Origin of the sequence: Mycobacterium sp. 1245111.1 (assembly GCF_001673405.1) — a bacterium.
Classification (GTDB): Bacteria; Actinomycetota; Actinomycetes; order Mycobacteriales; family Mycobacteriaceae; genus Mycobacterium.
The window spans coordinates 37,378-63,022 of record NZ_LZLV01000042.1; the positions used below are offsets into that span (position 1 = coordinate 37,378).

At 66.3% G+C, this 25,645-nt stretch carries 26 protein-coding genes and 1 pseudogene; 10 read left to right on the plus strand and 17 right to left on the minus strand.

Features of this window, described 5'->3' with window-relative positions; all coding sequences use genetic code 11:
* Positions 1 to 10: 10 nt before the first annotated feature.
* Complete coding sequence (locus A5658_RS08245) at positions 11 to 400, minus strand: VOC family protein (protein WP_082993027.1); 390 nt, start codon at positions 398 to 400, stop codon at positions 11 to 13.
* Positions 397 to 1,095, minus strand: coding sequence for a DUF899 family protein (locus A5658_RS08250; protein ID WP_197503078.1), 699 nt, complete (start codon positions 1,093 to 1,095; stop codon positions 397 to 399). Before A5658_RS08250 ends, A5658_RS08245 begins: the two co-directional genes overlap by 4 nt.
* A gap of 81 nt (positions 1,096 to 1,176) precedes the next feature.
* Here A5658_RS08250 and A5658_RS08255 point away from each other — a divergent pair, with 81 nt between their 5' ends.
* Both A5658_RS08255 and A5658_RS08260 read left to right on the plus strand, forming a co-directional pair.
* On the plus strand, positions 1,177 to 1,773 hold the full coding sequence (locus A5658_RS08255; protein WP_067333002.1) for a TetR/AcrR family transcriptional regulator: 597 nt from the start codon (positions 1,177 to 1,179) through the stop codon (positions 1,771 to 1,773).
* Positions 1,774 to 1,830: 57 nt separating this feature from the next.
* Positions 1,831 to 2,097, plus strand: a complete 267-nt coding sequence (locus A5658_RS08260) for a hypothetical protein (RefSeq protein ID WP_067333003.1) — start codon at positions 1,831 to 1,833, stop codon at positions 2,095 to 2,097.
* A 54-nt stretch (positions 2,098 to 2,151) separates the two neighbouring features.
* On the opposite strand, the pseudogene A5658_RS08265 reads toward A5658_RS08260, so the two are convergent.
* The 5 genes and pseudogenes from A5658_RS08265 to ipdE1 all read right to left on the minus strand — a co-directional run bounded on the left by A5658_RS08265 (position 2,152) and on the right by ipdE1 (position 6,842).
* A pseudogene (locus tag A5658_RS08265) lies at positions 2,152 to 3,032 on the minus strand (hypothetical protein).
* 103 nt (positions 3,033 to 3,135) lie between these two features.
* Positions 3,136 to 4,305 carry a steroid 3-ketoacyl-CoA thiolase FadA6 gene (gene fadA6 / locus A5658_RS08270; RefSeq protein ID WP_067333004.1) on the minus strand — a complete coding sequence of 390 codons (1,170 nt, stop codon included), beginning with the start codon at positions 4,303 to 4,305 and terminating at the stop codon, positions 3,136 to 3,138.
* Positions 4,292 to 4,903, minus strand: coding sequence for a TetR family transcriptional regulator KstR2 (kstR2, locus tag A5658_RS08275; protein WP_067333005.1), 612 nt, complete (start codon positions 4,901 to 4,903; stop codon positions 4,292 to 4,294). Before kstR2 ends, fadA6 begins: the two co-directional genes overlap by 14 nt.
* The gene (gene ipdF, locus A5658_RS08280; protein ID WP_067333006.1) at positions 4,900 to 5,688 is read right to left on the minus strand and encodes a (5R,7aS)-5-hydroxy-7a-methyl-1-oxo-2,3,5,6,7,7a-hexahydro-1H-indene-carboxyl-CoA reductase; all 789 of its coding nucleotides are present in this window, start codon (positions 5,686 to 5,688) and stop codon (positions 4,900 to 4,902) included. Before ipdF ends, kstR2 begins: the two co-directional genes overlap by 4 nt.
* Complete coding sequence (gene ipdE1, locus A5658_RS08285) at positions 5,685 to 6,842, minus strand: acyl-CoA dehydrogenase IpdE1 (RefSeq protein WP_067333007.1); 1,158 nt, start codon at positions 6,840 to 6,842, stop codon at positions 5,685 to 5,687. Before ipdE1 ends, ipdF begins: the two co-directional genes overlap by 4 nt.
* A gap of 94 nt (positions 6,843 to 6,936) precedes the next feature.
* On the opposite strand from ipdE1, the gene fadD3 reads away from it, so the two are divergent.
* From fadD3 to A5658_RS08310, 5 genes are read left to right on the plus strand one after another with little or no spacing between them, the layout of a single operon-like run.
* Positions 6,937 to 8,472 carry a 3-((3aS,4S,7aS)-7a-methyl-1,5-dioxo-octahydro-1H-inden-4-yl)propanoate--CoA ligase FadD3 gene (gene fadD3, locus A5658_RS08290; RefSeq protein WP_067333008.1) on the plus strand — a complete coding sequence of 512 codons (1,536 nt, stop codon included), beginning with the start codon at positions 6,937 to 6,939 and terminating at the stop codon, positions 8,470 to 8,472.
* Positions 8,473 to 9,606, plus strand: a complete 1,134-nt coding sequence (locus A5658_RS08295; protein WP_067333009.1) for an acyl-CoA dehydrogenase family protein — start codon at positions 8,473 to 8,475, stop codon at positions 9,604 to 9,606.
* On the plus strand, positions 9,603 to 10,559 hold the full coding sequence (locus A5658_RS08300; protein ID WP_067333010.1) for an acyl-CoA dehydrogenase family protein: 957 nt from the start codon (positions 9,603 to 9,605) through the stop codon (positions 10,557 to 10,559). The genes A5658_RS08295 and A5658_RS08300 overlap by 4 nt, the downstream gene beginning before the upstream one ends.
* Positions 10,556 to 11,503: an acyl-CoA dehydrogenase family protein gene (locus A5658_RS08305; protein ID WP_067333011.1), complete on the plus strand. Its 948-nt coding sequence runs from the start codon at positions 10,556 to 10,558 to the stop codon at positions 11,501 to 11,503. The genes A5658_RS08300 and A5658_RS08305 overlap by 4 nt, the downstream gene beginning before the upstream one ends.
* A gap of 10 nt (positions 11,504 to 11,513) precedes the next feature.
* Entirely contained in the window at positions 11,514 to 12,680 is a 1,167-nt protein-coding gene (locus tag A5658_RS08310) for a pyridoxal phosphate-dependent aminotransferase (RefSeq protein WP_067333012.1), read from the plus strand.
* Here A5658_RS08310 and A5658_RS08315 read toward each other — a convergent pair.
* The 3 genes from A5658_RS08315 to A5658_RS08325 are packed head-to-tail and all read right to left on the minus strand — an operon-like array spanning position 12,677 to position 15,804.
* Positions 12,677 to 13,504 carry an arylamine N-acetyltransferase gene (locus A5658_RS08315; protein ID WP_067333031.1) on the minus strand — a complete coding sequence of 276 codons (828 nt, stop codon included), beginning with the start codon at positions 13,502 to 13,504 and terminating at the stop codon, positions 12,677 to 12,679. The genes A5658_RS08310 and A5658_RS08315 overlap by 4 nt on opposite strands.
* Positions 13,505 to 13,534: 30 nt before the next feature.
* Positions 13,535 to 14,617, minus strand: coding sequence for a methyltransferase (locus A5658_RS08320; RefSeq protein ID WP_067333013.1), 1,083 nt, complete (start codon positions 14,615 to 14,617; stop codon positions 13,535 to 13,537).
* On the minus strand, positions 14,617 to 15,804 hold the full coding sequence (locus A5658_RS08325) for an NAD(P)/FAD-dependent oxidoreductase (RefSeq protein ID WP_067333014.1): 1,188 nt from the start codon (positions 15,802 to 15,804) through the stop codon (positions 14,617 to 14,619). The genes A5658_RS08320 and A5658_RS08325 overlap by 1 nt, the downstream gene beginning before the upstream one ends.
* Before the next feature lie 172 nt (positions 15,805 to 15,976).
* Between A5658_RS08325 and A5658_RS08330 the strand changes: the two genes are divergently transcribed.
* The gene (locus tag A5658_RS08330) at positions 15,977 to 17,245 is read left to right on the plus strand and encodes a hypothetical protein (RefSeq protein ID WP_067333015.1); all 1,269 of its coding nucleotides are present in this window, start codon (positions 15,977 to 15,979) and stop codon (positions 17,243 to 17,245) included.
* A 19-nt stretch (positions 17,246 to 17,264) separates the two neighbouring features.
* Here A5658_RS08330 and hsaB read toward each other — a convergent pair whose 3' ends face one another.
* Genes hsaB through hsaA form a run of 4 tightly spaced genes read right to left on the minus strand, consistent with a single transcriptional unit; the run spans position 17,265 to position 20,783 of the window.
* Positions 17,265 to 17,828 carry a 3-hydroxy-9,10-secoandrosta-1,3,5(10)-triene-9,17-dione monooxygenase reductase subunit gene (gene hsaB, locus A5658_RS08335; protein WP_067333016.1) on the minus strand — a complete coding sequence of 188 codons (564 nt, stop codon included), beginning with the start codon at positions 17,826 to 17,828 and terminating at the stop codon, positions 17,265 to 17,267.
* Entirely contained in the window at positions 17,828 to 18,727 is a 900-nt protein-coding gene (gene hsaC, locus A5658_RS08340; protein WP_067333017.1) for an iron-dependent extradiol dioxygenase HsaC, read from the minus strand. Before hsaC ends, hsaB begins: the two co-directional genes overlap by 1 nt.
* On the minus strand, positions 18,727 to 19,599 hold the full coding sequence (gene hsaD, locus A5658_RS08345; RefSeq protein WP_067333018.1) for a 4,5:9,10-diseco-3-hydroxy-5,9,17-trioxoandrosta-1(10),2-diene-4-oate hydrolase: 873 nt from the start codon (positions 19,597 to 19,599) through the stop codon (positions 18,727 to 18,729). Before hsaD ends, hsaC begins: the two co-directional genes overlap by 1 nt.
* Entirely contained in the window at positions 19,599 to 20,783 is a 1,185-nt protein-coding gene (hsaA, locus tag A5658_RS08350) for a 3-hydroxy-9,10-secoandrosta-1,3,5(10)-triene-9,17-dione monooxygenase oxygenase subunit (protein ID WP_067333019.1), read from the minus strand. The genes hsaD and hsaA overlap by 1 nt, the downstream gene beginning before the upstream one ends.
* Positions 20,784 to 20,928: 145 nt before the next feature.
* Between hsaA and A5658_RS08355 the strand changes: the two genes are divergently transcribed.
* Positions 20,929 to 21,996, plus strand: coding sequence for a ferredoxin--NADP reductase (locus A5658_RS08355; protein WP_067333020.1), 1,068 nt, complete (start codon positions 20,929 to 20,931; stop codon positions 21,994 to 21,996).
* Positions 21,997 to 22,038: 42 nt separating this feature from the next.
* Entirely contained in the window at positions 22,039 to 22,572 is a 534-nt protein-coding gene (locus A5658_RS08360) for a hypothetical protein (protein ID WP_067333021.1), read from the plus strand.
* A gap of 84 nt (positions 22,573 to 22,656) precedes the next feature.
* On the opposite strand, the gene A5658_RS08365 is transcribed toward A5658_RS08360, so the two are convergent.
* The 3 genes from A5658_RS08365 to A5658_RS08375 all read right to left on the minus strand — a co-directional run.
* The gene (locus A5658_RS08365) at positions 22,657 to 23,508 is read right to left on the minus strand and encodes a type 1 glutamine amidotransferase domain-containing protein (RefSeq protein ID WP_067333022.1); all 852 of its coding nucleotides are present in this window, start codon (positions 23,506 to 23,508) and stop codon (positions 22,657 to 22,659) included.
* Between the two features lie 45 nt (positions 23,509 to 23,553).
* Positions 23,554 to 23,895, minus strand: coding sequence for a hypothetical protein (locus A5658_RS08370; protein WP_067333023.1), 342 nt, complete (start codon positions 23,893 to 23,895; stop codon positions 23,554 to 23,556).
* Between the two features lie 2 nt (positions 23,896 to 23,897).
* Positions 23,898 to 25,645, minus strand: a 1,748-nt coding sequence (locus A5658_RS08375) for an acyl-CoA dehydrogenase family protein (protein ID WP_067333024.1), incomplete at its 5' end; no start/stop codon positions are given.

Genomic DNA, 25,645 nt, shown 5'->3' on the forward strand with positions numbered 1-25,645 from the left:
ATCGCTTTGGCTAGGCTTCCACGACCAACAGCGTGTGCCCGGTCGGGTCGCGGAACCAGAACATCGGCGGAACGGGTTCGCCCATTCGCGCGACGTCCGCGTCGACGTCGACGCCGAGCTGCTTCATTGCCGCGTGGGTGGCGTCGATGTCGTTGGTGGTCAGCGTGATACCGGTGTTGGCGGGCTCGATCGGCCCGCTACCCGGCGGAGGTGGCGCCAGCGCGATGCCGGTGTTGCCCTCGGGTGGATACACCTCGATCCAGCGGTGGCCGCCATGGAACGGGGTGTCGGTCCGCTTCTCGAACCCGAGCGATTCGTAGAACTCGACCGCCTTGTCCTGCTCGAGGGTCGGCACACACACCAGGCTCATCGTCGTCAGGCCCGTCGTCGTGATGGTCATCGTGCTCCTTGTGGTTGAGAATTTCCGTAGGCTTTTGCGATCTCTTGCGAGCCGCCCCAGCGGCTGTAGGTCGGTGACTGCGGCCAGCCCTCCGGGGAGTCCTGCCACTCCTCCTGACGGCCGTACGGAAGCAGATCGATCAACGGGAACGTGTGGCTCAGTTGCTCGGTGCCACGGCCGTTGGTGTGCCAGGTGCGGTAGACGTTATCCCCGTCGCGGAGAAAGACATTGACGCCGAATCCGCCTCCCGGCGGCGCACCGACGTCGGTTCCGAAGGGGCTGTTGGCCGTGGAGTACCAGGTCATCTGATTACCGACCCGCTGCTTGTAGGCCAGCGCCTCCTCGATCGGACCCTGCGTCACGATCACGAACCGGGCGTCGTAGTTGTCCAGGAACTCCAGTCGGGTGAACTGAGACGTGAACCCGGTGCATCCCGGGCACTGCCACTCTTCGCCGGGAAACCACATGTGGTTGTAGACGATCAGCTGCGGCTTGCCGTCGAAGATGTCGACCAGGCGCACCGGCCCGTCCTCACCTTCCAGGGTGTAGTCCGGCATCGCGACCATCGGCAGCCGTCGCCGCTGTGCCGCGATCGCGTCAAGCTCGCGGGTGGCCGCCTTCTCCCGAACGCGCAGCGCGTCCAACTCCCGTTCCCAGGTCAGCTGGTCGACGACGGGCGGCAATGCTGTGCTCACAACTAACCCTCCGGCTTATGTGTACGGCGTCAACATGATAATGTTCACACCGTACACTTTGGCGGCGAGAAGGGTCAAGCGTTGGCCACGTTGAAGACCGGTTACCACCACGGCGATCTGCGGACCGCGTTGGTCGACGCCGGCCTGCACCTCACTCGGACCGGTGGCCCCGAGGCGTTGACGATTCGCGAAGCGACTCGCCGAGTGGGAGTTTCGCCGAACGCCGCGTACCGGCATTTCGTCGACCGCGAGGCACTGCTCGGCGCGGTGGCGATCGCGATTCAGCACCGGATGGCAGCGCGAATGGCTCGCAAACACCACTCGGCTGCCACCGACCGTCTGCGCGCGGTAGGCCTGGGCTACATCAAATTCGCACTCGACGAACCGGGCTGGTTCACGGTGGCCTTCTTCAGCGCCGATCCCATCGCCCTGACTGAGGAAACAGCCAGCGCGCCACCGTATCTGGCCTTGGTCGATGCCCTCGACGCGATGCTGGACGCTGGAACACTGTCGCCCGATCGCCGCGTCGGGGCCGAATGGCCCTGCTGGTCGGCGGTCCACGGATTCGCCGAACTTGCGTTGCGCGGACCGCTGCGTCACGCCAGTCGCCGTGACCTCGACGCACTAGCTCATCGCACGGTCGACGACATCATCGCCGGTGTCATTCACCGAATGTGAAACGCGGCAAGAACAGGTCACCAAGCGGTAGCGTCACGGTTGGATCGGGAGGCAACCATGAAGCGCTGCATCTTCGCAAGCCTGACCGCCCTGCTAATGGCCGGGGGGTTGGTCGGCGGAGCGCCACCGGCCAATGCCGGGTGCATACCTGCCCCCGGCGTGATCAACAAGTGCGACGGGCCCGTGCAACCTGACGGCACCTGGCAGCGTTGTGTGATGACGACTCATCTGTTCTATCAGGGCGCCAGCTCATTCCTGATACCCGAGAAGAGCTGCGACACGATCGGACCCGGTATGGGTGATCCACCGGGCCACATCGACTGATCCTGCCCCACTGTGAATCTCACGACGCAACACGCCGGTGACGCGTCGTCTAGTTCACATACGCGCGCCATGTTGCCACCCGGCGGCTCGCATTGCCGCTTCTACGCGAGCTATTAGCGTGCCCTGCCGGTACCTGAGCAACTCGCTACTTACCCGGACAATCACCCAGCCCAGGTCGAGCAGTGCGCTATACCTGTCGATGTCGCGGTCGCGTTGTTGTGCGTTGGTCCAGTGTTGAGGACCGTCGTACTCGATGCCGACGCGTAGGTCCTCGTCCCCCATGTCGAGGCGCGCAACAAACTCACCGTATTCATCGCGCACCACAATCTGCGTCTGCGGGCTTGGGAGTCCCGCACCGATCAGTGCGAGGCGCGTTCGCGTCTCCTGCGGTGACTCGGCGCCGCCGTCGACCAACGACAGGATCCGCCGCAGCCGCGTGACGCCACGCGCGCCGGGATGTCGAGCGATCACCGCCTCGACGTCGACATCTTTGACGTCCGTTGCGTTCGCTAGCGCGTCGAGCAACTGTACTGTCACCAGTCGACTGTTTGCGCGGCGGCCAATGTCGAATGCTGTTCGCGCCGCGGATGTTACCGCGATACCGCCGGCCTCAGATACCTCCCCAGTCAGCAATATTTCGGTGTGTACTTTGATGCCGGCCGGTGGACGGCGGTTGTCGTAAATCAACTCTGCGTCGAGCGTTGCGTCCACCCACTTAGCGCCCAGTAGGGCAGCGGCCGACACACCCGCTGCAACTCCCCTCCGTCGGGACAGAGCCACGCCGCCTCCGCACGCTGACTCGCCGTCAGGACGATGCCGCTGGGCACGTAGACGCCCGGATAGATCGGGTCGTACAGGGAGCGCATTGCCCGCTCCGGCAGCGCCTTGGCGGCCAAGACTTCCTGACCAAGAAATGGCCATTCAATTTCCGTCATGCGCGAATGCTGCCAACGGATACCGACACTGCCGCGAGTGTGAACGTCACGACGCGACACGCCGCCAACGCGACGTGGGATTCACATTCGCCGCAAGCAGCGATTACAACCGTTCGATGATCGTGACGTTCGCGGTGCCACCGCCCTCGCACATGGTCTGCAGGCCATAGCGACCGCCGGTGCGCTCGAGTTCGTTGAGCATGGTCGTGAAAAGCTTTGCCCCCGTTGCACCTAACGGGTGGCCGAGCGCGATGGCACCGCCGTTGGGGTTGACCTTCTCCGGGTCGGCCTTGATCTCCTTGAGCCAGGCCAACACGACCGGCGCGAATGCCTCGTTGATCTCGACGGTGTCGATGTCGTCGATGGACAGGCCGGTCTTCTCCAGCGCGTAGCGGGTAGCCGGTATCGGGCCGGTGAGCATGAACACCGGGTCGGCGGCGCGCGCGCTGATGTGATGGATGCGCGCCCGCGGCTTCAGGTTATGGTCCTTGACGGCCTGCTCGGAAGCCAGCAGCACAGCGCTGGCTCCGTCGGAGATCTGGCTGGCCATCGCGGCGGTCAACCGACCCCCCTCGACGAGCGGCTTGAGGCTGGCCAGCTTCTCCGGCGACGATTCGCGCGGACCCTCGTCGACACGGAACGCACCGTGTTCGGTTTCCACGGTGATGATTTCGTTGTCGAAGTGGCCGCCGCGGATAGCGCCGAAGGCGCGCTCGTGGCTCGTCAGCGCGTATTGCTCCATCTCCTCGCGAGACAGGTTCCACTTCTCGGCGATCAACTCCGAGCCGCGGAATTGCGAGATCTCCTGGTCGCCGTAGCGGTGCAGCCACTGCTTGGACTCGTTGGTCGGCGACGTGAACCCGAACTGCTCGCCGACGATCATCGCCGACGAGATCGGGATCTGGCTCATGTTCTGCACGCCACCGGCCACGATCACGTCCGCGGTGCCCGCCATGATCGCTTGCGCACCAAAGGAAATCGCCTGCTGGCTTGATCCACACTGCCGATCGACGGTGACGCCGGGGACCTCTTCCGGATAGCCGGCGGCCAGCCAGGAGAGCCGGGCGATGTTACCGGCCTGCGCGCCGATCGCGTCGACGCAGCCGGCGATCACGTCATCGACGGCGGCGGGGTCGATGTCGACCCGGTCGAGCAGCCCTCGCCAACCGAGCGCGCCCAAGTCGACGGGATGCACCCCCGCGAGCGACCCGTTGCGCTTACCGACCGCGGTACGTACGGCATCGATGACATAAGCCTGATTAGTTGGGGCCATGCTCAACACTTCCTTCTTTGGTAATTCCACCTAGGACGATAGCGAGATACTGCTGACCCACCTGCTGCGCGGTGAGCGGTCCGCCGGGCTGATACCAGCGCACCGACACCCAGGTGGTGTCGCGGATGAATCGGTAGACCAAGTCGACGTCGAGATCGGGCCGCAGATAACCCTCCTCGATGCCCTGGTGCAACAGGTCGACCCACATCTTGCGCTGCCGCTTGTTGAGGTCCTCGAGATAGGAGAACCGTGGCTGGGGCAGCAGTCGTTTGGCCTCGTCCTGATAGATGACGACCTGGGCGTGTCGATGCTCGATGGCGTCGAATGAGGCCATGAACAGACCCTTGAGCCGTTCCAACGGATTCGGTTGGGTGTCAACGATTTCCTGGTAGCGGGCGAACAGCCAGTCCATGAAGTTGCGCAGCACCTCGTCGACCATCTCTTCTTTGGACGAGAAGTGGTGATACAGGCTGCCGGACAAGATGCCCGCGCTGTCTGCGATGTCGCGCACGGTGGTGGCGCGCAGACCGCGTTCGGCGAACATCGTCGCGGCGAGTTCCAGTAACTCGTCGCGACGGCTGTTCGTAGGTCCGCTCATGGGTGCTGACTCGACACCGAAATCACTTCTCCAGTCAGGTAACTGGAGTAGTCGCTGGCCAGAAACGCGATGGTCGCCGCCACTTCCCACGGCTCAGCGGCTCGGCCGAACGCTTCCCCGGCGGACAACTGGTCGAGCAGTTCACTCGAGCTGGTCTTGTCGAGGAACTTGTGTCGGGCGATGCTCGGCGACACCGCGTTGATCCGCACCCCGTATTCCACGGCTTCGATTGCGCTGCAACGGGTCAGCGCCATCACGCCCGCTTTGGCCGCCGCATAGTGCGACTGCGAGTGCTGGGCGCGCCAGCCGAGCACGCTGGCGTTGTTGACGATGACGCCGCCGTGGTCCGCGTCGCGGAAGTAGCGCAATGCCGCGCGGGTGGTACGCATTACCGACGTCAGCGTGACGTTGAGAACGCGGTCCCACTCTTCATCGGTGATGTCGACCACCGGGGTCTGCCCGCCAAGGCCCGCGTTGTTCACCAGCACGTCGAGTCGGCCCAGTCGTGCGGTAGTGGAGGCGATCAGCGCGTCGACCTGCGCGGTGGAGGTGACGTCGCAGACGACGCTTTCCACCCGGCCCAGACCGAGCGCGGTCAGCTCGTCGCGGGTCTCGCCGAGCCGGCGTTCGTGGTGGTCGGAGACGACGACGTCGGCACCTTCGGCCAGGGCCCGCCGTGCGGTGGCCGAGCCGATGCCGGTGCCCGCCGCGGCCGTGACAACCACGACCTTGCCCTTCAGAAGTCCGTGTCCGGCAACTTCTTTCGGCGCAACGGCTAACGTCATCGAGCCTCCCTGGGTAGGCCGAGCACGCGCTCGGCGATGATGTTGCGCTGAATCTCGTTGGATCCGCCGTAGATGGTGTCCGCGCGGGTGAACAGGTAGAGCCGCTGCCACTCGTCGAAATCGCCGCCCGGCAGGACCAGACCGGCCTTGCCCTGTACCTCCATCGCAATCTCACCGAGTTCGCGGTGCCAGTTGGCCCACAACAACTTCGACACGTTATCTTTTCCGGCGGCCCGGCCGCCTCCATCGACGTCCATTGTCGCCAGCGCGTAGGAGCGCATCGCCCGAAGGCCGGCCCAAGACCGGGTCAGCCGTTCCCGGATCAGCGGATCATCGGCCGCGCCAGTCTGTTTCGCGAGGTCAACCACCGCGCTGAGTTCGCGAGCATAGACGATCTGCTGACCGAGCGTCGACACCCCGCGCTCGAAGGTCAGTGTTCCCATCGCGACCCGCCAGCCGTCTCCGGGCTGGCCCACGACAAGTTCGGCTTCGGTGCGGGCGTCGTCGAAGAACACCTCGTTGAATTCCGAGTCGCCGGTCAGCTGGACGATCGGGCGCACGTCGACGCCGGGCTGATCCAGCGGCACCAGCAGATACGACAACCCGGCATGCCGCTTTGAGCCCTTCTCGGTGCGCGCCACCACGAAGCACCACTGCGCCCAGTGCGCCAGCGATGTCCACACCTTCTGGCCGTTGATCACCCACTGGTCACCGTCCAGCACCGCGGTGGTGGACACGTTGGCCAGGTCGCTGCCGGCGCCGGGCTCGGAATAGCCCTGCGACCACAGTTCGGTGACGTCGAGGATCCGCGGCAGGAATCGCTGCTGTTGCTCGGGCGTACCGAACGCAATCAGCGTCGGCCCCAGCAGCTCCTCGCCGAAATGGTTGACCTTGGCCGGTGCGTTGGCGATCGCGTATTCCTCGTAGAACGCCACCCGATGCGCCACCGACAAGCCGCGGCCGCCATGCTCGACCGGCCAGCCCAGGCAGGTCAGACCGGCCTTTGCGAGATGCTGGTTCCAGGCGCGCCGCTCTTCGAACGCCTCGTGCTCGCGACCGGGCCCGCCGAGGCCTTTGAGGGCAGCGAATTCGCCGACCAGGTTCTCGGCCAGCCAGTCGCGGACCTCGGCCCGGAACTCCTCGACGCCTTGCACCCTAGTAGGCTAACCTACCAAGCACTTGCTTTGTTAGCCCGGCGGCGAAATGCTCCTGCCAGCGGCGATAGCGATCAGCACCCGAGGGAGTTCGATGTCGAGCCATCCGCAGACCATTCCTGCGGCGTTGGACCACATCGCGGGCGAACTCCCCGACCACGATGCCCTGGTCACCGAGGATCGGACGCTGACATTCGACGAGTTGCGGGACGAGGTGCGCGGTGCCGCCGCGGCGATGATCGATCTCGGCGTGAACCCGGGCGACCGGGTGGCGATCTGGTCACCGAACACCTGGCAGTGGGTCGTCGCCTGTCTGGCCACGCATTACGCGGGCGCCACCGTCGTCCCGCTGAACACGCGGTACACCGCCGCCGAGGCCTCCGACATCCTGGCCCGCACCGGCGCTCCACTGCTGATCGGCATGGGCACGTTCCTCGGAGCGGACCGGGTCGGCGACCTCGACCGCTCGTCGCTGCCGGACCTGCGGCACGTCGTGCGGATCCCGGTCGAGGCGGACGACGGGACGTGGGACGAGTTCATGCAGCACGGCACCGACCTCGCGGCGGCCGACGCGCGCGCGGCGGCGGTCCGGCCCGACGACGTCTCCGACGTCCTGTTCACCTCCGGCACCACCGGCCGCAGCAAGGGCGTGCTGTGTGCGCACCGGCAGTCGCTGGCCGGGTCGGCGTCGTGGGCGGCGTGCGGGAAGATCACCAGCGACGACCGTTACCTCTGCATCAACCCGTTCTTCCACAACTTCGGCTACAAGGCCGGAATCCTGGCCTGCCTGCAGACCGGCGCCACGCTGATCCCTCAGCTCACCTTCGACGCCGAGCAGGCGCTGCGCGCGGTCGCCGAACACCGGATCACCGTGCTGCCCGGACCGCCGACCATCTACCAAACCCTGCTCGACCATCCCTCGCGCGGCAGCTACGACCTGAGTTCGTTGCGGTTCGCGGTCACCGGCGCGGCGACCGTGCCGGTGGTGTTGATCGAGCGGATGCAGAACGAACTCGACTTCGACATCGTGCTGACCGCGTACGGGCTCACCGAGTCCAACGGGATGGGCACCATGTGCCGGGCCGACGACGACGCGGTCACGGTCGCGAATACCTGCGGGCGACCGATCGCCGATTTCGAGCTGAGCATTAACGGGGTGCATGACGGCGAAACAGGTGAGGTGCTGCTGCGCGGCCCCAACGTGATGCTCGGCTACCTCGACGATCCTGACGCCACCGCGGCGGCGATCGACACCGACGGCTGGCTGCACACCGGTGACGTCGGAAAGTTGGATGCCGCAGGCAATCTCCAGATCACCGACCGGCTCAAAGACATGTACATCTGCGGTGGCTTCAACGTCTACCCCGCCGAGATCGAACAGGTGCTGGCCCGCCTCGACGGCGTGCTGGACTGCGCGGTGATCGGGGTACCCGACGAACGGCTCGGCGAGGTCGGCCGGGCGTTCCTGGTGACGCGACCCGATGCCAGGCTCGACGAGAAATCGGTAATCGCCTACACGCGTGAGTATTTGGCGAACTTCAAGGCCCCACGTTCGGTGAGGTTTGTCGACGCGCTGCCCCGCAACGCGGGCGGCAAGGTCGTCAAACCGCTACTGCGGGAGATGGCGTAAATGGATCTGCAATTCGACGACGAGACGCTGGCCTTCCAGCGGGAGGTGCGCGAATTCCTCTCGTCGCACAGGGATGCGTTTCCGACGCATTCCTACGACACGGCGGAGGGTTTCGAGCAGCACCGTCGTTGGGACAAAGTGCTTTTCGATGCCGGTCTGTCGGTGATCACCTGGCCGGAGAAATACGGCGGTCGCGACGCCACCCTGCTGCAGTGGGTGGTCTACGAGGAGGAGTACTTCCGCGCCGGGGCGCCCGGACGCGTCAGCGCCAACGGCACGTCGATGCTGGCGCCGACGCTGTTCGCGCATGGCACCGACGAGCAACTCGACCGGATTCTCCCCAAGATGGCCAGCGGCGAGGAGATTTGGGCGCAGGCCTGGTCGGAGCCGGAGTCCGGCAGCGACCTCGCCTCGTTGCGGTCGACGGCGACGCGCACCGACGGCGGCTGGCTGCTCAACGGCCAGAAGATCTGGAGCTCGCGAGCACCGTTTGGCGACAGGGCTTTTGGGCTGTTCCGCTCTGACCCCGAGGCGCAACGGCACAGCGGGTTGACGTACTTCATGTTCGACCTCGACGCGGACGGGATCACCGTCCGGCCGATCGCTCAACTCGGCGGCGACACTGGGTTCGGGGAGATCTTCCTCGACGACGTGTTCGTCCCTGACGCCGACGTGATCGGCGCGGTCAACGACGGTTGGCGGGCCGCGATGAGCACATCCAGCAACGAGCGGGGCATGTCGCTGCGCAGCCCGGCGCGGTTCCTGGCGTCCGCGGAGCGCCTGGCCGAGGTATGGAAAACCAACGGCGACAGTTCCTTCGGAGACCAGGTCGCAGACGCCTGGATCAAAGCGCAGGCCTACCGGCTGCACACGTTCGGCACCGTGACCCGGCTGACGGGCGGCGGCGAGCTGGGTGCCGAGTCGTCGGTGACCAAGGTGTTCTGGTCAGACCTGGACGTGGCGATCCATCAGACCGCACTGGAGATCCGCGGCGCCGACGGCGAATTGGCCGACGGCTGGACCGACGGGCTGCTGTTTGCGCTCGGCGGTCCGATCTACGCCGGCACCAACGAGATTCAGCGCAACATCATCGCCGAGCGGCTGCTGGGACTGCCGCGGGAGAAGAGCAAATGAGATTTGACCTCGACGAGCAACAGCGCGACTTCGCCGCCAGCATCGACGCGGCGCTCACGGCGGCCGACGTGCCGAGCGCTGTGCGCGCCTGGGCGGGTGGCGACACAGCTCCGGGTCGCAAGATCTGGGCGCAACTCGCCGACCTGGGCGTCACCGCGTTGGCGGTGCCCGAGCGGTTCGACGGCATCGACGCGCATCCCGTCGACCTCGTGGTCGCAATGGAGCGCCTGGGGCGCTGGTGTGTACCCGGTCCGGTCGTCGAATCCATTGCGGTCGCACCTATTTTGCTGGCCGACGACGAGCGGTCCGCCGCGCTCTCATCGGGTGAACTCATCGCCACGGTCGCCCTGCCTCCGCAGATGCCGCGGGCGGTGGACGCCGACGCAGCAGGGCTGGTTTTGGCCGCCGAGGAGAACGGCTGGGTGAGCGAAGCGCACGTCGGCGAACGCCGCGAGTCCGTCGACCCCAGCCGCCATCTGTTCGACGCCCAGGCCGTCTGCGAAGCGTGGCAGGCCGACGTGTCCCGCGCCTACGAGTTCGGCGCGCTTGCGACGGCCGCCCAGCTGATCGGGGCGGGCCAGGCGCTGCTGGACGCCGCGGTCGACTATGCGAAACAGCGCACTCAGTTCGGCCGGGTCATCGGCTCGTATCAGGCGATCAAGCACAAGCTGGCCGACGTGCACATCGCGCTCGAGCTGGCGCGCCCGCTGGTGTACGGCGCCGCGCTGTCGCTGGCCGACTCGTCGCCCGACACCGCGCGAGATGTGAGCGCCGCCAAGGCTTCCGCGTCGGACGCCGCTTTGCTGGCCGCGCGATCGGCCTTGCAGACACACGGCGCGATCGGCTTCACCGCCGAGCATGACCTGTCGCTGTGGCTGCTGCGGGTGCAGGCGCTGCGCCCGGCTTGGGGCGACCCCGCGGCGCACCGACGACGCGTTCTGGAGGCACTGTGAGTTCGAGTGACGAACGGGAGCTGCTGCGCGAGACCGTCGCGGCGCTGGTGACCAAGCATGCGTCCCCTGCCGCGGTGCGCGAGGCGATGGAATCCGAACCCGGCTATGACGAATCGCTGTGGCGGCTGTTGTGCGAACAGGTCGGTGCGGCCGCGTTAGTGGTGCCCGAGGAATTCGGCGGCGCCGGAGGCACTCTCGGCGACGCGGCTGTCGTCATCGAGGAACTGGGCAAGAACCTGGTGCCCAGCCCGCTGCTCGGCACCACGCTGGCCGAGCTCGCGCTGCTGGCCGCCGACCAGCCCGACGCGGACACACTGGCGTCGCTGGCCGAGGGCGCCGCGATCGGCGCGGTGGTGTTCGACCCCGACTACGTGGTCAACGGCGACGTGGCCGATGTCGTGATCGAGGCCCACGACGGCACGCTCGCGCGATGGACGGAATTCGACGCCGAGGCCGTCACCCCGATGGATCCGACCCGGCGGCTGGCCCGCGTCACACCGGCCAACACGACACCGCTCGGCGCCGATCCCGGTGTCGCCGATGCGGCGGCGATACTGTTGGCCGCCGAACAGGTCGGTGCGGCCGCCCGCTGCCTGGAGTTGACCGTCGACTACACCAAGGAACGACAGCAGTTCGGTCGCGCGATCGGCAGCTTTCAGGCGCTCAAGCACCGGATGGCCGACCTTTATGTCGCGGTGCAGGCGGCCCGCGCCGTGGTGAACGATGCCGCCGACGCCCCGTCACCGACCGCTGCGGCGTTGGCCCGCGTGGCGGCCAGCGAGGCGTTCAGCAGGGTGGCCGCCGAGGGCATCCAGTTGCACGGCGGCATCGCGATCACGTGGGAACACGACATGCAGCTGTACTTCAAACGCGCACACGGCAGTTCGCAACTGCTGGGTTCGCCGCGCGAGCACTTGCGCCGACTCGAATCCGAAGTGTTCTAGCCTTGACCACATGACCGATGGCGTCGCGCTACGCGCCGGCATTCCGCCGTTCTATGTGATGGACGTGTGGCTGGCGGCCGCCGAACGTCAGCGCAGCCACGGCGATCTGGTAAACCTGTCGGCGGGTCAGCCGAGCGCCGGGGCGCCGGAGCCGGTGCGCGCCGCGGCGGTCGATGCGCTGAATCGCAATCAGCTCGGTTACACGGTCGCGCTGGGGATTCCGGAACTGCGGTCGGCGATCGCGGCGTCGTATCTCGACCGCTACGGCGTGCAGGCCGGCGTCGACGACGTGGTGATCACAACGGGATCGTCCGGCGGCTTTCTGCTGGCATTCCTGTCGTGCTTCGACGTCGGCGACCGCGTGGCGGTCAGCAGTCCCGGATACCCCTGCTATCGCAACATCCTGTCGGCGCTGGGGTGCGAGGTCGTGGTGATCGAATGCGGTCCCGAGACCCGCTTCCAGCCGACCGCGCAAATGCTGGCCGACCTGGACCCCCCGGTCAAGGGTGTCGTCGTGGCCAGCCCGGCCAACCCGACCGGTACGGTCATCCCGCCCGAGGAGCTCGCGGCGATCGCATCCTGGTGCGACGCTTCGGGCGTGCGGCTGATCAGCGACGAGGTATACCACGGGCTGGTGTACGAGGGTGCCCCGCAGACCAGTTGCGCGTGGAGTACGTCGCGAAATGCATTTGTGGTCAACAGCTTTTCCAAGTATTTCGCGATGACGGGGTGGCGGCTGGGCTGGCTGCTGGTGCCGACCGAGCTGCGGCGGGCGGTGGATCGTCTAACCGGAAACTTCACCATCTGCCCACCCGTGTTGTCGCAGTACGCCGCTCTCGAGGCGTTCACGCCCGACTCGGTTCGGGAAGCCGAAGGACACCTGCATCACTACGCCGCGAATCGCGCGACGCTGCTCGACGGTCTTCGGCACATCGGGATCGACCGGTTAGCCCCGACCGACGGTGCGTTCTACGTCTATGCCGACGTATCCGACTTCACCGACGACTCTTTTGCGTTCTGTTCAAAGTTGTTGGCCGACACCGGGGTAGCGATAGCACCCGGCATCGACTTCGATCCGCAGCGTGGCGGCTCCTACGTCCGGCTTTCCTTCGCCGGCCCGTCGAGTGACATCGAGGAAGCGTTGCGCCGAATCGATTCCTGGCTGCCCGGCCGCTAGGGCGCCACTTCCGCAAGGCGGGCTTCAAGCCGCGCGCGTTCACCGGCGTCTGCCACGTTGATGCCGAAGCGGTCGGCCAACGTGTCGACTACGGCTGCGGCGTCGGTTAATTCGATCTTGTTCGTCCCGCCGTTGCCATGGATGGCCAGGTGGCGACCCGACAGGTTGCATCGACCGTCAGCGGTGACCATCGAGGCGATCAGGTCGGTGACGAAATGCGACGAGGGATGAGTCGACACGAACCAGCTGGCCACCAACAGGTCGATCGGAGGCGCTGTCCTGGTGGCGAATTCGTACAGCGATTGCCATCCGCCGCGAATCTCCGCCTGCAACACCAGGATGTCGCCGCGACTCTGCAACCGATATGGCTCGTGGGTGGTCTGCTGGATGCTGCCGGTTTCCAATCGCAGGGGCGACGTCGGCGTCTGGCCGCCGAAACCCACGTCGACCAGGAACAGCTGCGGCGCACCGGGCGGCGCCACCCCGAGCAGCGTGTGGGTCTGCGACGGCACCGGCGAGCCAGGCTCGTGCATCCAGACCACCCTGGCAGCGAAGCGTCGCACGCCGAAGCCCAACTCCTCGAGGACGTAACCCATCAGACCGTTGTGCTCGTAGCAGTAGCCACCGCGGCGTCGGTGAACCAGCTTGTCGACCAATGCCTCTGGGCTCAGGTCGTCCACCGGCACACCCAACAGCGGATCGAGGTTCTCGAACGCGATGCTGCGGGTGTGTGCGGTGATCAGCTCCTGCAGGACGTCGAGAGTCGGCTCGGCCTCGCCGCGGTAGCCGATCCGTTCGAAGTAACCGGGTAGATCCAACGTCATGTGGGCCATTGTGGACCCACGACGGCCGGGTCATGCCACGCGGGCCTCCACCAGGCTCAACGGCGATGCGGTCGGCACCAGCCGGGTCATCTCAAAACCAGCCTGCCTGAGCAGGTTTCGGTATTCGGCGGCAGTGCGCTCCCGGGCCCCCAGATTCAGCAGCATCTCCAGGTCGGCCCATTTGCCGGCGAAGTCGCGGTCGTGGTCGGGGATCACCAATTCGACCAGAAGAACGGTGGCCTGCTCGCCCGCGGCGGCGCGCACATTGCGCAGGATCTGCACCGCCTTGTCGTCGGGCCAGTCATGAATGATGTTCTTCAGCACGTACACGTCGCCACCAGGCGGCACCGCGTCGAAGAACGACCCCACCTCGACCCGGACGCGATCAGCCATCCTGGTGTAGCACAGGATCTTTGACACGGTCGACACGACGGCCGGCAGGTCGTAGAGGACCCCCTGGACGCCCGATGTCGCCGCGAGAATGTTTGCCAGCAGGAGGCCGTGCCCGCCACCTACGTCGACAATCGTCGGATACGGACTGAAGTCGTAGGCCGCGACCACCGTAGCGTCGGTCAGCGCGGAGATACTGGACATGGTTTGGTTGAAGAGTTCCGCGTGGAGCGAATCCTCGGCGAAATAGTCGAAGCTCTCCTTGCCGTGCAGCACGGGCACGACGGATCGTCCGGTGCGGATCGACTCGGCCAGCATCGTCCAGCGGTCACGCTGTTCGCGTGACCCGTAGAATTGCGCGGCCGCCTTCATCGACACATCGGCATCCGAACACAGCGTTCGGGCAAGGGAATTCAGCTCGTAGCGGCCGTCGTGGCGTCGACGGAAGACGCCACGGCCGATCAACGCCCGCAGCAGACGGCCCAGCGCGTCCGGGTTGGCGCCAACGCGTTTCGCCAACTCGTCGATGGTCAGCGGCCGGGCGGCCAGCGCGTCCGCGACGCCGAGGTCGGCGGCAGCGGTGATTGCCTGCGACTGCCAGGTCGCGACGATCATCTCCATCATCGCGGCGGGCGCGGGCAACAGACGCTGGTTGAGTCGATACAGGTGGTGGCGAATCCGCTCCACGAATCGGGCCGCGGTGACCGGCGGAACGTTGGCCATCACCGCGCCTCGGCCGGGGTGGTGCTGATTGCCGCCGCGATGCCGCGGTGGCTCGTCCAGTCGATGAAACGGGTCAATGCCCAGGTCATCACCCGGTCAGGGATGAGCGCCGCGGGACGCAGCGCGGCTTCGCTGCGGGACACCTGTTGTGTGGTCACCCACGACACGGCGCGGACTCTGCGGCGGCGGGCTTTCTCGTAGCGACGCAACGCGCCGCAGACGTCACTGGCATTGGCCAGCGCCGTGCGCAACACCATGGTGTCCAGCAGCGCCTGGTTGGTTCCTTGAGCCAGCGTGGGCGGCATGGTGTGCGCGGCGTCCCCGAGCAGCGTGACCGCGCCGGTGCCGGTGTCCGGCACGGGATGCCGATAATGCGGAAAGGGTGACGCGGCCAGATCTTCGTCGGTCAAGGTGGAGAGCACTTCGTCGGCCAGATCGGACCATCCCGCGAAATGCTGACGGATCACCTCGATCGGCCGTTGCGGCCGCAGATAGCCTGGCGCCCAAGGTAAGTCGAACCACCACTGCATGTCGGTACCGCCGGCGGGCCACAGCCCCATGCTCCCGTGCTCGCCGATTATCATCCGCGCCACCCGCGGCTCGGTGATGCGGGGAAGCGTGACCAGCCCCTGCCAGCTGCACCAGCCGGTCGGCCTCGCGGGCGCCGCGCCCAACACGTCACGGACCACGGAATGCAGGCCGTCGGCGCCGATCAACACATCTCCGGTCACGCTACGGCCGTCCCGCATCTCGACATGCACGCCGTCGCCGGAGTTGACCACGTTGACGACGCGGGCCCGGCAGTGAATGCGGTCGATTGGAAAACCGGTGAGCAGCCGTTCCAGCAGGACTCGTCGCGGGACCATCCGGATGGGTGCTCCCAACCGATTCACCATCCCGTCCAGGTCGATACTGGCCAGCGGTCGGCCCGACGACGTCGTGGCCCGCACGGCCGACAGCGGCTGGCCGGCGCCGGACATGTCGACACCGAGCTGATCGAGCACCGTCGCGCCGTTGGACCAGATCGTCACCGCACCGCCGCCGGCGGTGACGTCCGGCCGCTGGTCGAAGACGGTGACGTCGTGGCCGTCGCGTAGAAGCCCGCGGGCGGCGGCAATGCCGCTCACGCCCGCGCCCACCACCAGCACTCGTAGTTTCAATCGAAGCCCCGGCCTAATCCTCGGCATGCCGTTCGTAGTCCCACCGCTCCAGCCGCGCCTGCAGCGTCACCAGGCCAAACCCGACGACGGGAGCGCCGGCCAGGAAGTAGACCGTCAGCAGCGGAGTCATTTCACATACCTCTCTAGGAACCTCTACTGCTAGCACGCAATACATCGGGGAATAGTTCAAACTGGGCGGGTGGGCCTACAGATCTCCGACCATGAGCGGGCGGCGCTGGCCGAACTGACACAGTTCCCGCTGATGGCGGCGCTGACGGGCCGCAGATCGCGCCGGTTCCCGGTCGGCGGCCACATTCCCGACGGAGCACTGGCGTATACCAGTCGACGGCCCGTCCAGCCGTTGTCGGAAGTCGAACGGGCACTGCTCGTTTCGGTGACCGGCGGGGTGACAGGCTGGAACTTCGGAATCACCCATCATCCCGGCTATGCGCCGGCGTTCCCCAACTACTCGGGAAGCGCGACGGGCCGAACCTTCCCGTCGGCAGCGGGCTTTCACACCAGCCAGTTGTTTTTCACCGACGACTCCGGCACCTACCTGCTACCCAGCCGCGACGAGAAGCCGCGGGACTTCGACAGCATTGAAGCGTGGATCAGCCATACCGCGGGCTCCTACGTGCGAATCTCGGATACCCGACTCGAACTGCCTCGCGAAGAGCCGTACATGGAGGGTCACAACACCTGGATCGGTAATCACCCGGGCAGTCTGCTCGCGTTCCCGGCGGCCGACCTGGCCGAACACCTGATGGAGAACCTGTGGTTCTTCGCCGCCAACGGCTATCCGGTCACCGACGACATCAACGGCCGCAAAATTCCGGGCCTGGAACGGTTTTCGTCGCTGTCACACGCCGACGACCCGCTGCCGTTGTCGTTCGTCGAGCAGTACACGATCACCGAGGCCAGCGCGGAACTCGCAATCGCGACCAACAACGGGGTGCTGGCGCTACAAGCGATGGGTCTCGGCGGCTGGACCTACGACGGGCTGGACAGGTTGTCGGTGCTGGGCGGCACCGGTGACCCGCGGGCACCCGGGCTGGGGTTCGTCGCCGACCACGACGATCGCTGGCCGTTCCCCAACGTGACGGGTTTACCGGGGTTCTTCGAGACGCTCAGCCCACCGCATGTGCCGTCGATCGCGGCCGGGGTGGAAAAGCTGGTTGCGCGAAAGTTCGCTCCCGGCGGGCCGTTTCACCCGGACACACCGGGACCGTGGTCGGACACCGGCAACGTGCGCGGCTCGGCATTACCGCCGGACGGCATCCAGGAGATGGTGGCCGCCGAGGCGTCGTACATCTACGACACGTTCGGCAAGATTCCAGGCACGATGCCCACGGTCCACGTCTTGATGTATCTGCAGGCGCAGCACCTCGACACGGACTTCTACGACGAGTTGTTCGGCCCCGGTGCGTATTTGGCTACGCATGCCGAGCACCAAGCCCGCTGGCACTGACGCCGGGCGTCGACGAGCCCTACAGCCAGGTGTCCTGAGTCGTCGTGGTGAGGAACGCCTCGAGGTCGTCACGCCATTGCGCGGGCGTGGTCTTGTCCGGCTCGATGCCGGTGTAGTCGCCGCGGTAGAACAGCAGCGGCCGCGGCTTGATCTTCGGCACCTCGGACAGCGATTGTACCGATCCGAACACCACGAAGTGATCGCCGCCGTCATGCACCGAGGCCACCGTGCAGTCGATGTAGGCCAATGATCCGTCGATGATCGGTGAGCCGAGTTCCGAGGGCTGCCAATCGATTCCAGCGAACTTGTCGGGCTCCTTCGAACCGAAGCGTGCCGAGACGTGCTGCTGGCTCTCGGTCAGCACGTTCACGCAGAATTTCCCGCTGGCCTCGATGACCTTCCACGACCGCGACACTTTGGTCGGGCAGAACAGCACGAGCGGCGGGTCCAGCGACAGCGCCGCGAACGACTGACACGCGAAGCCCACCGGCACGTCGTCGTGGACGGTGGTGATGATCGTGATCCCGGTGCAGAACTGACCCAGCACGCTACGAAACGCGCGGGCGTCGATCTGCTCGGACATTACTTGAAGCCGACGCTGAAGTCGTGGCCCCAGAGGCTGATCGCGGTGCTCTCCCGGGCAATCCAGTCGTCGTCTTCGACTTGCCGTCCCTCACAGCCGAATTCGACGTCGAATCCGCCGGGGGTCTTCATGTAGAACGACAGCATCAGGTCGTTGACGTGACGGCCGAGCGTGGCCGACATCGGCACCTTGCGTCGCAGCGCCCGGTCCAGGCACAGGCCCACGTCGTCGGCTTCGCCGACCTCGATCATCAGGTGCACGATGCCACTCGGCGTCTGACCCGGCATGAAGGCCAGGCTGTGGTGCCGCGGGTTACAGCCCAGGAACCGCAGCCAGGCCGGTGGCCCGTCGGCGGGCCGTCCCACCACCTGCGGCGGCAGTCGCATCGAGTCACGCAGCTTGAAATCCAGTACGTCACGGTAGAAATGCAGCGTCTCCGCGTCGTCGCGGGTGGTCAGCACGACGTGCCCGAGGCCCTGCTCGCCGGTGACGAACTTGTGGCCGTACGGGCTGACGACCCGGCGGTGTTCGAGCGCGGCGCCGTGGAAGACCTCCAGGCCGTTGCCGGAGGGATCGGAGAACTTGATCATCTCGTCGACCCGGCGATCGGCCAGTTCGGCGGCGGTGGCCTCCTTGTAGGGTGTGCCCTCGACGTCGAGTCGGTTCCGGATCTCTTGCAGGCCTTCGGCATTCGCGCATTCCCAACCGGCTTCTAAAAGCCGGTCATGCTCGCCGGGCACGATCACCAGGCGGGCCGGGAAGTCGTCCATCCGTAGATACAGGGCGCCCTCGGTGGTGCCCTTGCCCTCGACCATGCCGAGGACCTTGAGCCCGTAGTCGCGCCAGGCCTGCATGTCGGTGGCTTCGATGCGCAGGTAACCCAGTGAACGGATACTCATCACGCGCCTCCCAGGAAATCGACAGTCAGCTTGTTGAATTCGTCGAACTTCTCCACCTGCGCCCAGTGTCCGCACTGGCCGAAGACGTGAAGCTGCGCGCGCGGAATCGTCTTCAGGGCCACCAGTGCACCGTCGAGCGGGTTGACCCGGTCCTCGCGGCCCCAGATCAGCAGGACGGGCTGACGAAGCTTGTGCACCTCGCGCCACATCATGCCGAGCTCGTAGTCGGCTCCCGCGAAGGACATTCCCATGGCGCGGGTCGCGGTCAGCGCTTCGGGGGTCGAGGCAAGCTCGAACCGCTGGTCGATCAGTTCCGGGGTGATCAGCTTCTGGTCGTAGACCATCACCCGCAGAAACGCCTCGAGGTTCTCGCGAGTCGGCTCGACAGAGAATTTGCCCAGTCGCTTGACGCCCTCGGTGGGGTCGGGGGCGAACAGGTTGATGCTGAGCCCACCGGGGCCCATCAGCACGAGCCTGCCCGCCTTGTCCGGGTAGTCCAACGCGAACCGGACCGCGGTACCGCCGCCGAGTGAATTGCCCACCAGCGGAACGCGTCCCAGGCCGAGGTGGTCGAACAGACCCTTCAGCGCCCTGGCGGCGTAGTGGTTGAACTGCCCGTGCTCGGCGCGCTTGTCGGAGTGACCGTAGCCGGGCTGGTCGACCGCCAGCACGTGAAAGCGTTCGGCCAGCACCGGGATGTTGCGGGCGAAGTTCGTCCAGCTCGCCGCACCCGGGCCTCCGCCGTGCAGCAGCACGATCGTCTGCTCGTGGCCGACACCTGCTTCGTGGTAATGCAGCTTCAGCGGTCCGTCGACGTCGACCTCCACGAACCGGGACGTCGATTCGAAGGTCAGTTCCTCGGTAGCCGTCATCAGACCATCGTGTCGCCGGGCGGCAGCCCGAACTCGTGGTTACCGAAGATCTGGTATGCCCGCTCGGGGTCGTTGGCCGCGTGCACCCGGCCGGCATGCGCGTCACGCCAGAACCGTTGCACCGGAGCATCATTGGCCAGCGCGGTGGCACCGGACGCCTCGAACAGCCGGTCGACCGAGGCGATCGATCGCCCGGTGGCGCGGACCTGGTCGCGACGGGCGCGGGCCCGCAGCTCGAACGGGATCTCCTTGCCCGCCGACAGCAGCGCGTACTCGTCGCCGACGTTGCCGATCAGCTGGCGCCACGCGGCGTCGATATCACTGGCCGCCTCGGCGATGCGGACCTTGGCGAACGGGTCGTCCTTGGCCTTCTCACCGGCGAACGCCGCACGCACCCGCTTGCCCTGATGCTCGACGTGCGCGTCGTAAGCGCCGTAGGCCATACCGACAATCGGGGCCGAGATGGTCGTGGGATGCATTGTGCCCCAGGGCATCTTGTAGACAGGGGCGGTGTTGTTCTGATAGCCGCCGGCGGTGCCGTCGTTCATCTGCTTGTAGGACAGGAACCGGTGCCGCGGCACGAAGACATCCTTGACAACGACCGTGTTGCTGCCAGTTCCCTTGAGGCCCACCACATGCCAGACGTCGTCGATGCGGTACTCGGTGCGCGGAATCAGGAAGCTGCCGAAGTCGACCGGCCGGCCGTCCTTGATGACCGGACCGCCCAGGAAGGCCCAGGTGGCGTGATCACATCCCGACGACCAGTTCCACGATCCGTTGACCAGGTAGCCGCCGTCGACGACGGTGCCCGCGCCCATCGGGGCGTAGGACGACGAGACCCGAACGTTCGTGTCGTCGCCCCAAACCTCGTCCTGAGCCTGCTGGTCGAACAGCGCCAGATGCCAGTTGTGCACGCCGATGATCGAGCTCACCCAGCCGGTGGAACCACACGCGCTGGCCAGCCGGCGGACCGCCTCGTAGAACAGCGCCGGGTCGCACTGCAGGCCGCCCCACTGCTCGGGCTGCAGCAACCTGAAGAAGCCGATCTCCTGAAGCTCGCTCACCGTGGCGTCCGGCAGGCGGCGCAGGTCCTCGGTTTCCTGGGCCCGCTGACGCAGCTTGGGCAGCAGCTCGTCGACGCCGTCTAGGACCGACTGGGCGTCGCGTTGTTGAATGGACGTCACAAGTTCCTCCAAAGGTGGCTTACTTAGACAAAGACTAGAACACGTTCCGATTTGTGTCGAGCAGCGTGTTCCTGCGGCTGGTAGCGATACTGATCCATCTTTCTGTAACCTGTTCTAGTTATGACTGAAGGGGAGGGGCGAGGTTGTGACGGAAGCAATTCCCGACGAGCCGCTCGGCAGCCACGTTCTCGAGCTGGAGATTGCCGACGTCGTCGCCGAGACCGACGACGCGCGCTCGCTGGTGTTCAGGGTTCCCGAGGATGCGGACGTGCCGGCCGAGCGTCTGCGTTACGCCCCCGGACAGTTCCTGACGCTGCGCGTGCCCAGCGACCGCACCGGCTCGGTGGCTCGCTGCTATTCGCTGTGCAGCTCGCCGTTCACCGACGAGGCGCTGACCGTGACCGTCAAACGAGACAAAGACGGTTACGCGTCGAACTGGCTCTGCGACCACGCCCACTCCGGCATGCGAATTCACGTGCTGGCGCCGTCCGGGACGTTCGTGCCCAAGACGCTCGACGACAACTTCGTGCTGCTGGGCGCGGGCAGTGGGATCACGCCGATCATGTCCATCTGTAAATCGGCGCTGTCCGAAGGCAGCGGCCAGGTATCACTGATCTATGCCAACCGCGACGAGCGGTCGGTGATCTTCGGCGACGCGCTGCGTGAGCTCGCCGCCAAGTACCCGGACCGGCTGACGGTGGTGCACTGGCTGGAATCGCTGCAGGGCCTGCCGTCGGCCAACGCGCTGGCGCAGCTGGCCGCGCCGTTCACCGACCGGCAGGCGTTCATCTGCGGACCCGGGCCGTTCATGACGGCCGCCCGTGAGGCGCTGGAAAGCCTGAAAGTGCCTGCGGCGCAAGTGCATCTCGAAGTGTTCAAGTCGCTGGACAGCGACCCGTTCGCCGCGGTCAAAATCGAGGATGCCGGCGACGAGCCACCCGCGACCGCGGTCGTCGAATTGGACGGCGAAACCCACACCGTGTCGTGGCCGCGCAATGCGAAGCTGCTCGACGTGCTACTGGACGCCGGCCTCGACGCGCCGTTCTCCTGCCGAGAGGGTCATTGCGGCGCCTGCGCCACCACCCTGCGCAAGGGCAAGGTGAACATGGAGGTCAACGACGTCCTCGAGCAGCAAGACCTCGACGACGGGCTGATCCTGGCCTGCCAGGCGCACCCCGAGACCGATTCGGTCGAAGTCACCTACGACGAATAGCCGCAGCGTAAGTTCTGCTCAGGCTTAGCGAGAGGACGCTGGATGATGCGGCTGGTAGCGGCGCTGGCAGGCGTCGGCGTGATGCTGGCGTTGACACCGCCCGCGGTAGCCCCCGCGGCGGTCAACACCGCCACCTCGCTGATCCCCCTCAACGACGGCAGCCAGCTGGAAACCCGCGCCACACTCGACTGCCATGCTGCGAACGGCAGTTGCGACTTCACCGTCTCTGCCGCCCGCCGGACCGGCGATGCTCTCGACGGTTTCCCCCATGACCTGTGGTCGCGGCAAAGCACCGACATCCGCTCGATGGACCGCACGCTGTACCTCGACGTCCACGCCACCGCCCAATACGACCGCGTGTTCAAAGAAGGCGGGAACGACAACGTCACCACGATCTACATGGGCGAGGGACCGGTGGAGAAGTACCAGACCACGGGCCGGATCGATGCGACCGACTGGCACACCGGCCAAGCGCGTACCAACGTGCCGGTCATCATGTGCACCCACGTCCAGGTGGTCTACGGCGGAAACAACATCACTTCGCCGAGCACCTGCGCGCAGGCCACCTTCTCCTGAGCTTTCGCGCAACGTCGCGAAACAGAAGCCAGGGCTGTTCTTTTCGAGATTTCACAGCCCTGGCTTCTGTTTCACGGCGGGCCATCAAAGCTTCTGCGACAACGTCTTTGCGAACGTGTGGGTGTCGCCCGGCCAGCGCGCCGACACGTAGTCACCGTCGTCGACGACGAACGCGGGCCGCGAATCGGTCGCGGTATCACGCGCCATGCCAGAGGTTTTCATCCGGTAGTGCGGTGAGCTCTTCTCGACATCGCGGAAATCTGACGGATCTTCAAGCGCGCGAGTGACTTCCGACTGCACCGACATGTATCCCGACGGCTGCCCGGGCTCTTCGCGGTAGGTGCGGTAGTAGTCGCGATCCCAGAACCTGGTCAGCCTCGTGAGATTCCACGCAGTGCGCTCCAGCGCCCAGGTGAGTGCCGTCGTGCGCCGACCGTAGAGCACCGAACGCCCGGTCGCGGGATCGATGCTGCGAGCGGCCAGCAGTACACCGTGACAGATCGCGGCGACTTTGAGTTTGCGGGCGAACGCGTCGATCACCAGGCGGTGCAGGGTCTCGCTGTCGATGTAGGACCGCATGCCCCTGGCGCGGTGGCCGCCGGGCAACAGCAGGCCATCGATGCCGTCGAGCGTGGCTGTCGCCCAGCTGATCGGGTTCTGGAACTCCGGCGAGTTGAGCATTTCGCGGTACGCGCCGCGGGCGTCCTTGTTGGCCCGCAGCGCCCGGCCCAAGACGGTGATAGCGCCTAGCACCGGCACTCCCGACCAGACGTCGAGGCCGCGGCCGGTGACCATGATGTCGTCGGCACTGCCGGGCGAGCCGCTTTCGGTGGCGAAGACGACGCGGTGACCGTTGGCGCGCAACACCTGCCAGCTGACCGCCACCTCGGTCGGGTCGAAGTCGCGGTCGGGAATCGGGATCAGCACGGTACCCATGGTCAAGGCCTGAGCTTACGGCCCTTTACCGCCGCCGAGCAGCCCCTAGCCGCCGATCCCGTTATCCAGACCGAGGTGAGTCCCGAAATACCAAGGGACGCCGACCACTTGGACCACCACCACAGCGCCTAGCGCCGCCAGGGCCAGGACCGGTCCGGCCACCCCTGTCCTGGCGCGGATCCGAGGCACACCGAGCAGCAGGAACAACGGGACGAAGCCGAACTCGATCCACAGCAGGATCCCCTTCGGTAGCTCGACGGCTTTGTCGTAGTCGGTGAAATGACTGTCCGGAAATCCGGTCAGGGCCAGGTCCCAGTACGCCTGCCAGCCGAACCACAGCGCCGCGAGGGCGCCCACCACGCAGGCGGCGGTCGCGACGGCCCTCATGGTCAGCGCGGTAGGCCCAGAAGTCGTTCCGCGGCCAGCGTCAGCAGGATCTGCTCGGTGCCACCGGCGATGGTCAGGCAACGGGTGTTGAGAAAGTCCTTGACGGTCTTGTCCGCGACGATGCCGGATCCCTCGGACAGATCCATCCGGAACTCGGCCAATGCCTGCCGGTAACGCACGCCGATGAGTTTGCGGACACTGGATTGGGCGCCGGGGTCTTGGCCACCCACCGCGAGCTGGGCGATGCGCTGATCAAGCAGCGAACCGACCTGCGCGGTGACGATCAGATGCGCCAACTGATCCTGTTGCGCGACATCAAGATTCGCCTTAGCCGCCTCGGCAAGCAGCTGTTCCATCGGGTTGCCCAGCGCGGTGCCTGCGGCCATCGCGACGCGTTCGTTGGCCAGCGTCGTGCGGGCCAGCCGCCAGCCGTCGTTCACCGTGCCGACCACCATCTCGTCGGGAACGAAGACGTTGTCGAGGAAGACCTCGTTGAACAACGCGTCGCCGGTGATCTCGCGCAGCGGCCGAATCAGGATGCCCGGCGAGCTCATGTCGATCAGGAAATAGGTGATCCCTTTGTGTTTCGGGGCATCGGGGTCGGTGCGGGCCAGGCAGACACCCCATTGCGCCTTGTGCGCCGACGAGGTCCACACCTTCTGACCGGTCAACTCCCAGCCGCCGTCGGCCCGAACCGCTTTGGTGCGCAGCGAAGCCAGGTCCGACCCGGCTCCGGGCTCGGAAAACAGTTGGCACCAGAAGATTTCGCCGCTGAGTGTGCCCGGCACGAACCGCTCCACCTGTTCGGGTGTGCCATGCTCGAGGATGGTCGGCGCGGCCCACCACCCGATCACCAGGTCTGGTCGGGTCACGTCGGCCGAGGCCATTTCCTGATCGATCAGCAACTGCTCGGCCGGCCCGGCGCCGCGACCGTACGGCGCAGGCCAGTGCGGCGCCAGCAGTCCCGCTTCGGCGAGCTTCGCCTGCCGCTGGTCGTCGGGCAGCGCAGCGACCCCGGCGACCGCGTCGGCGATCTCGGGCCGCAGGTCGGCAACTTCGCTGAGGTCGATGCTGAGGTCGCGGCGGACACCGTCCTGCGTCAGCTCGACGGTCTTGCGCAGCCAGCGAGCGGCCCCGCCGAGGAACTGCCCGATCCCGTACGCCCGTCGCAGATACAGGTGCGCATCGTGCTCCCAGGTGATCCCGATGCCGCCGAGCACCTGAATGCAGTCCTTGGCGGTGACCTTGACGGCGTCGATGGCCACCCCCGCGGCGATGGCGGCGGCAATGGATAGCTGAGTTGTGTCACCGTCCTGTGCGGCGCGAGCAGCATCGGCGGCCGCGACGGCCACCTGCTCGGTGCGGCACAGCATCTCGGCGCACAGGTGCTTGATCGCCTGGAAGCTGCCGATCGGCTTACCGAACTGCTCGCGGACCTTGGCGTATTCGACGGCGGTGTCCAGGGCCCATCGGGTGACGCCGGCGGCCTCGGCCGACAACAACGCCGCGGTCAGGTCGCTGACGGGGGCGTCGATCACGCTGGCCGGCGCCGAGGTGAGCACCACTCGCGCCAGCGGGCGGGAGAAGTCGGTGGCCTGCAGCGCCTCGATGGAAACGCCGTCGGCGCTGCCGTCGACTAGCAGCCAGGTGTCCCCGGCCGGCACCAGGAGCAGCCCGCCCGCCAGGCCGCCGAGCACGAACGGCACGGTTCCGGACACCTGCGCGGCGGCTTCGTCGTACTCGACATCGC

Coding starts and splice junctions, on each gene's coding strand:
- hsaC (WP_067333017.1), bottom strand. CDS start 18,727: ATGAGTATCCGTTCACTGGGTTACCTGCGCATCGAAGCCACCGACATG.
- A5658_RS08360 (WP_067333021.1), top strand. CDS start 22,039: ATGATGCGGCTGGTAGCGGCGCTGGCAGGCGTCGGCGTGATGCTGGCG.
- A5658_RS08245 (WP_082993027.1), bottom strand. CDS start 400: ATGACCATCACGACGACGGGCCTGACGACGATGAGCCTGGTGTGTGTG.
- hsaD (WP_067333018.1), bottom strand. CDS start 19,599: ATGACGGCTACCGAGGAACTGACCTTCGAATCGACGTCCCGGTTCGTG.
- A5658_RS08365 (WP_067333022.1), bottom strand. CDS start 23,508: ATGGGTACCGTGCTGATCCCGATTCCCGACCGCGACTTCGACCCGACC.
- A5658_RS08300 (WP_067333010.1), top strand. CDS start 9,603: ATGAGATTTGACCTCGACGAGCAACAGCGCGACTTCGCCGCCAGCATC.
- A5658_RS08295 (WP_067333009.1), top strand. CDS start 8,473: ATGGATCTGCAATTCGACGACGAGACGCTGGCCTTCCAGCGGGAGGTG.
- A5658_RS08310 (WP_067333012.1), top strand. CDS start 11,514: ATGACCGATGGCGTCGCGCTACGCGCCGGCATTCCGCCGTTCTATGTG.
- fadA6 (WP_067333004.1), bottom strand. CDS start 4,305: ATGGCCCCAACTAATCAGGCTTATGTCATCGATGCCGTACGTACCGCG.
- hsaB (WP_067333016.1), bottom strand. CDS start 17,828: ATGTCCGAGCAGATCGACGCCCGCGCGTTTCGTAGCGTGCTGGGTCAG.
- A5658_RS08325 (WP_067333014.1), bottom strand. CDS start 15,804: ATGCCGAGGATTAGGCCGGGGCTTCGATTGAAACTACGAGTGCTGGTG.
- ipdF (WP_067333006.1), bottom strand. CDS start 5,688: ATGACGTTAGCCGTTGCGCCGAAAGAAGTTGCCGGACACGGACTTCTG.
- A5658_RS08320 (WP_067333013.1), bottom strand. CDS start 14,617: ATGGCCAACGTTCCGCCGGTCACCGCGGCCCGATTCGTGGAGCGGATT.
- A5658_RS08315 (WP_067333031.1), bottom strand. CDS start 13,504: ATGACGTTGGATCTACCCGGTTACTTCGAACGGATCGGCTACCGCGGC.
- A5658_RS08370 (WP_067333023.1), bottom strand. CDS start 23,895: ATGAGGGCCGTCGCGACCGCCGCCTGCGTGGTGGGCGCCCTCGCGGCG.
- A5658_RS08260 (WP_067333003.1), top strand. CDS start 1,831: ATGAAGCGCTGCATCTTCGCAAGCCTGACCGCCCTGCTAATGGCCGGG.
- fadD3 (WP_067333008.1), top strand. CDS start 6,937: ATGTCGAGCCATCCGCAGACCATTCCTGCGGCGTTGGACCACATCGCG.
- kstR2 (WP_067333005.1), bottom strand. CDS start 4,903: ATGAGCGGACCTACGAACAGCCGTCGCGACGAGTTACTGGAACTCGCC.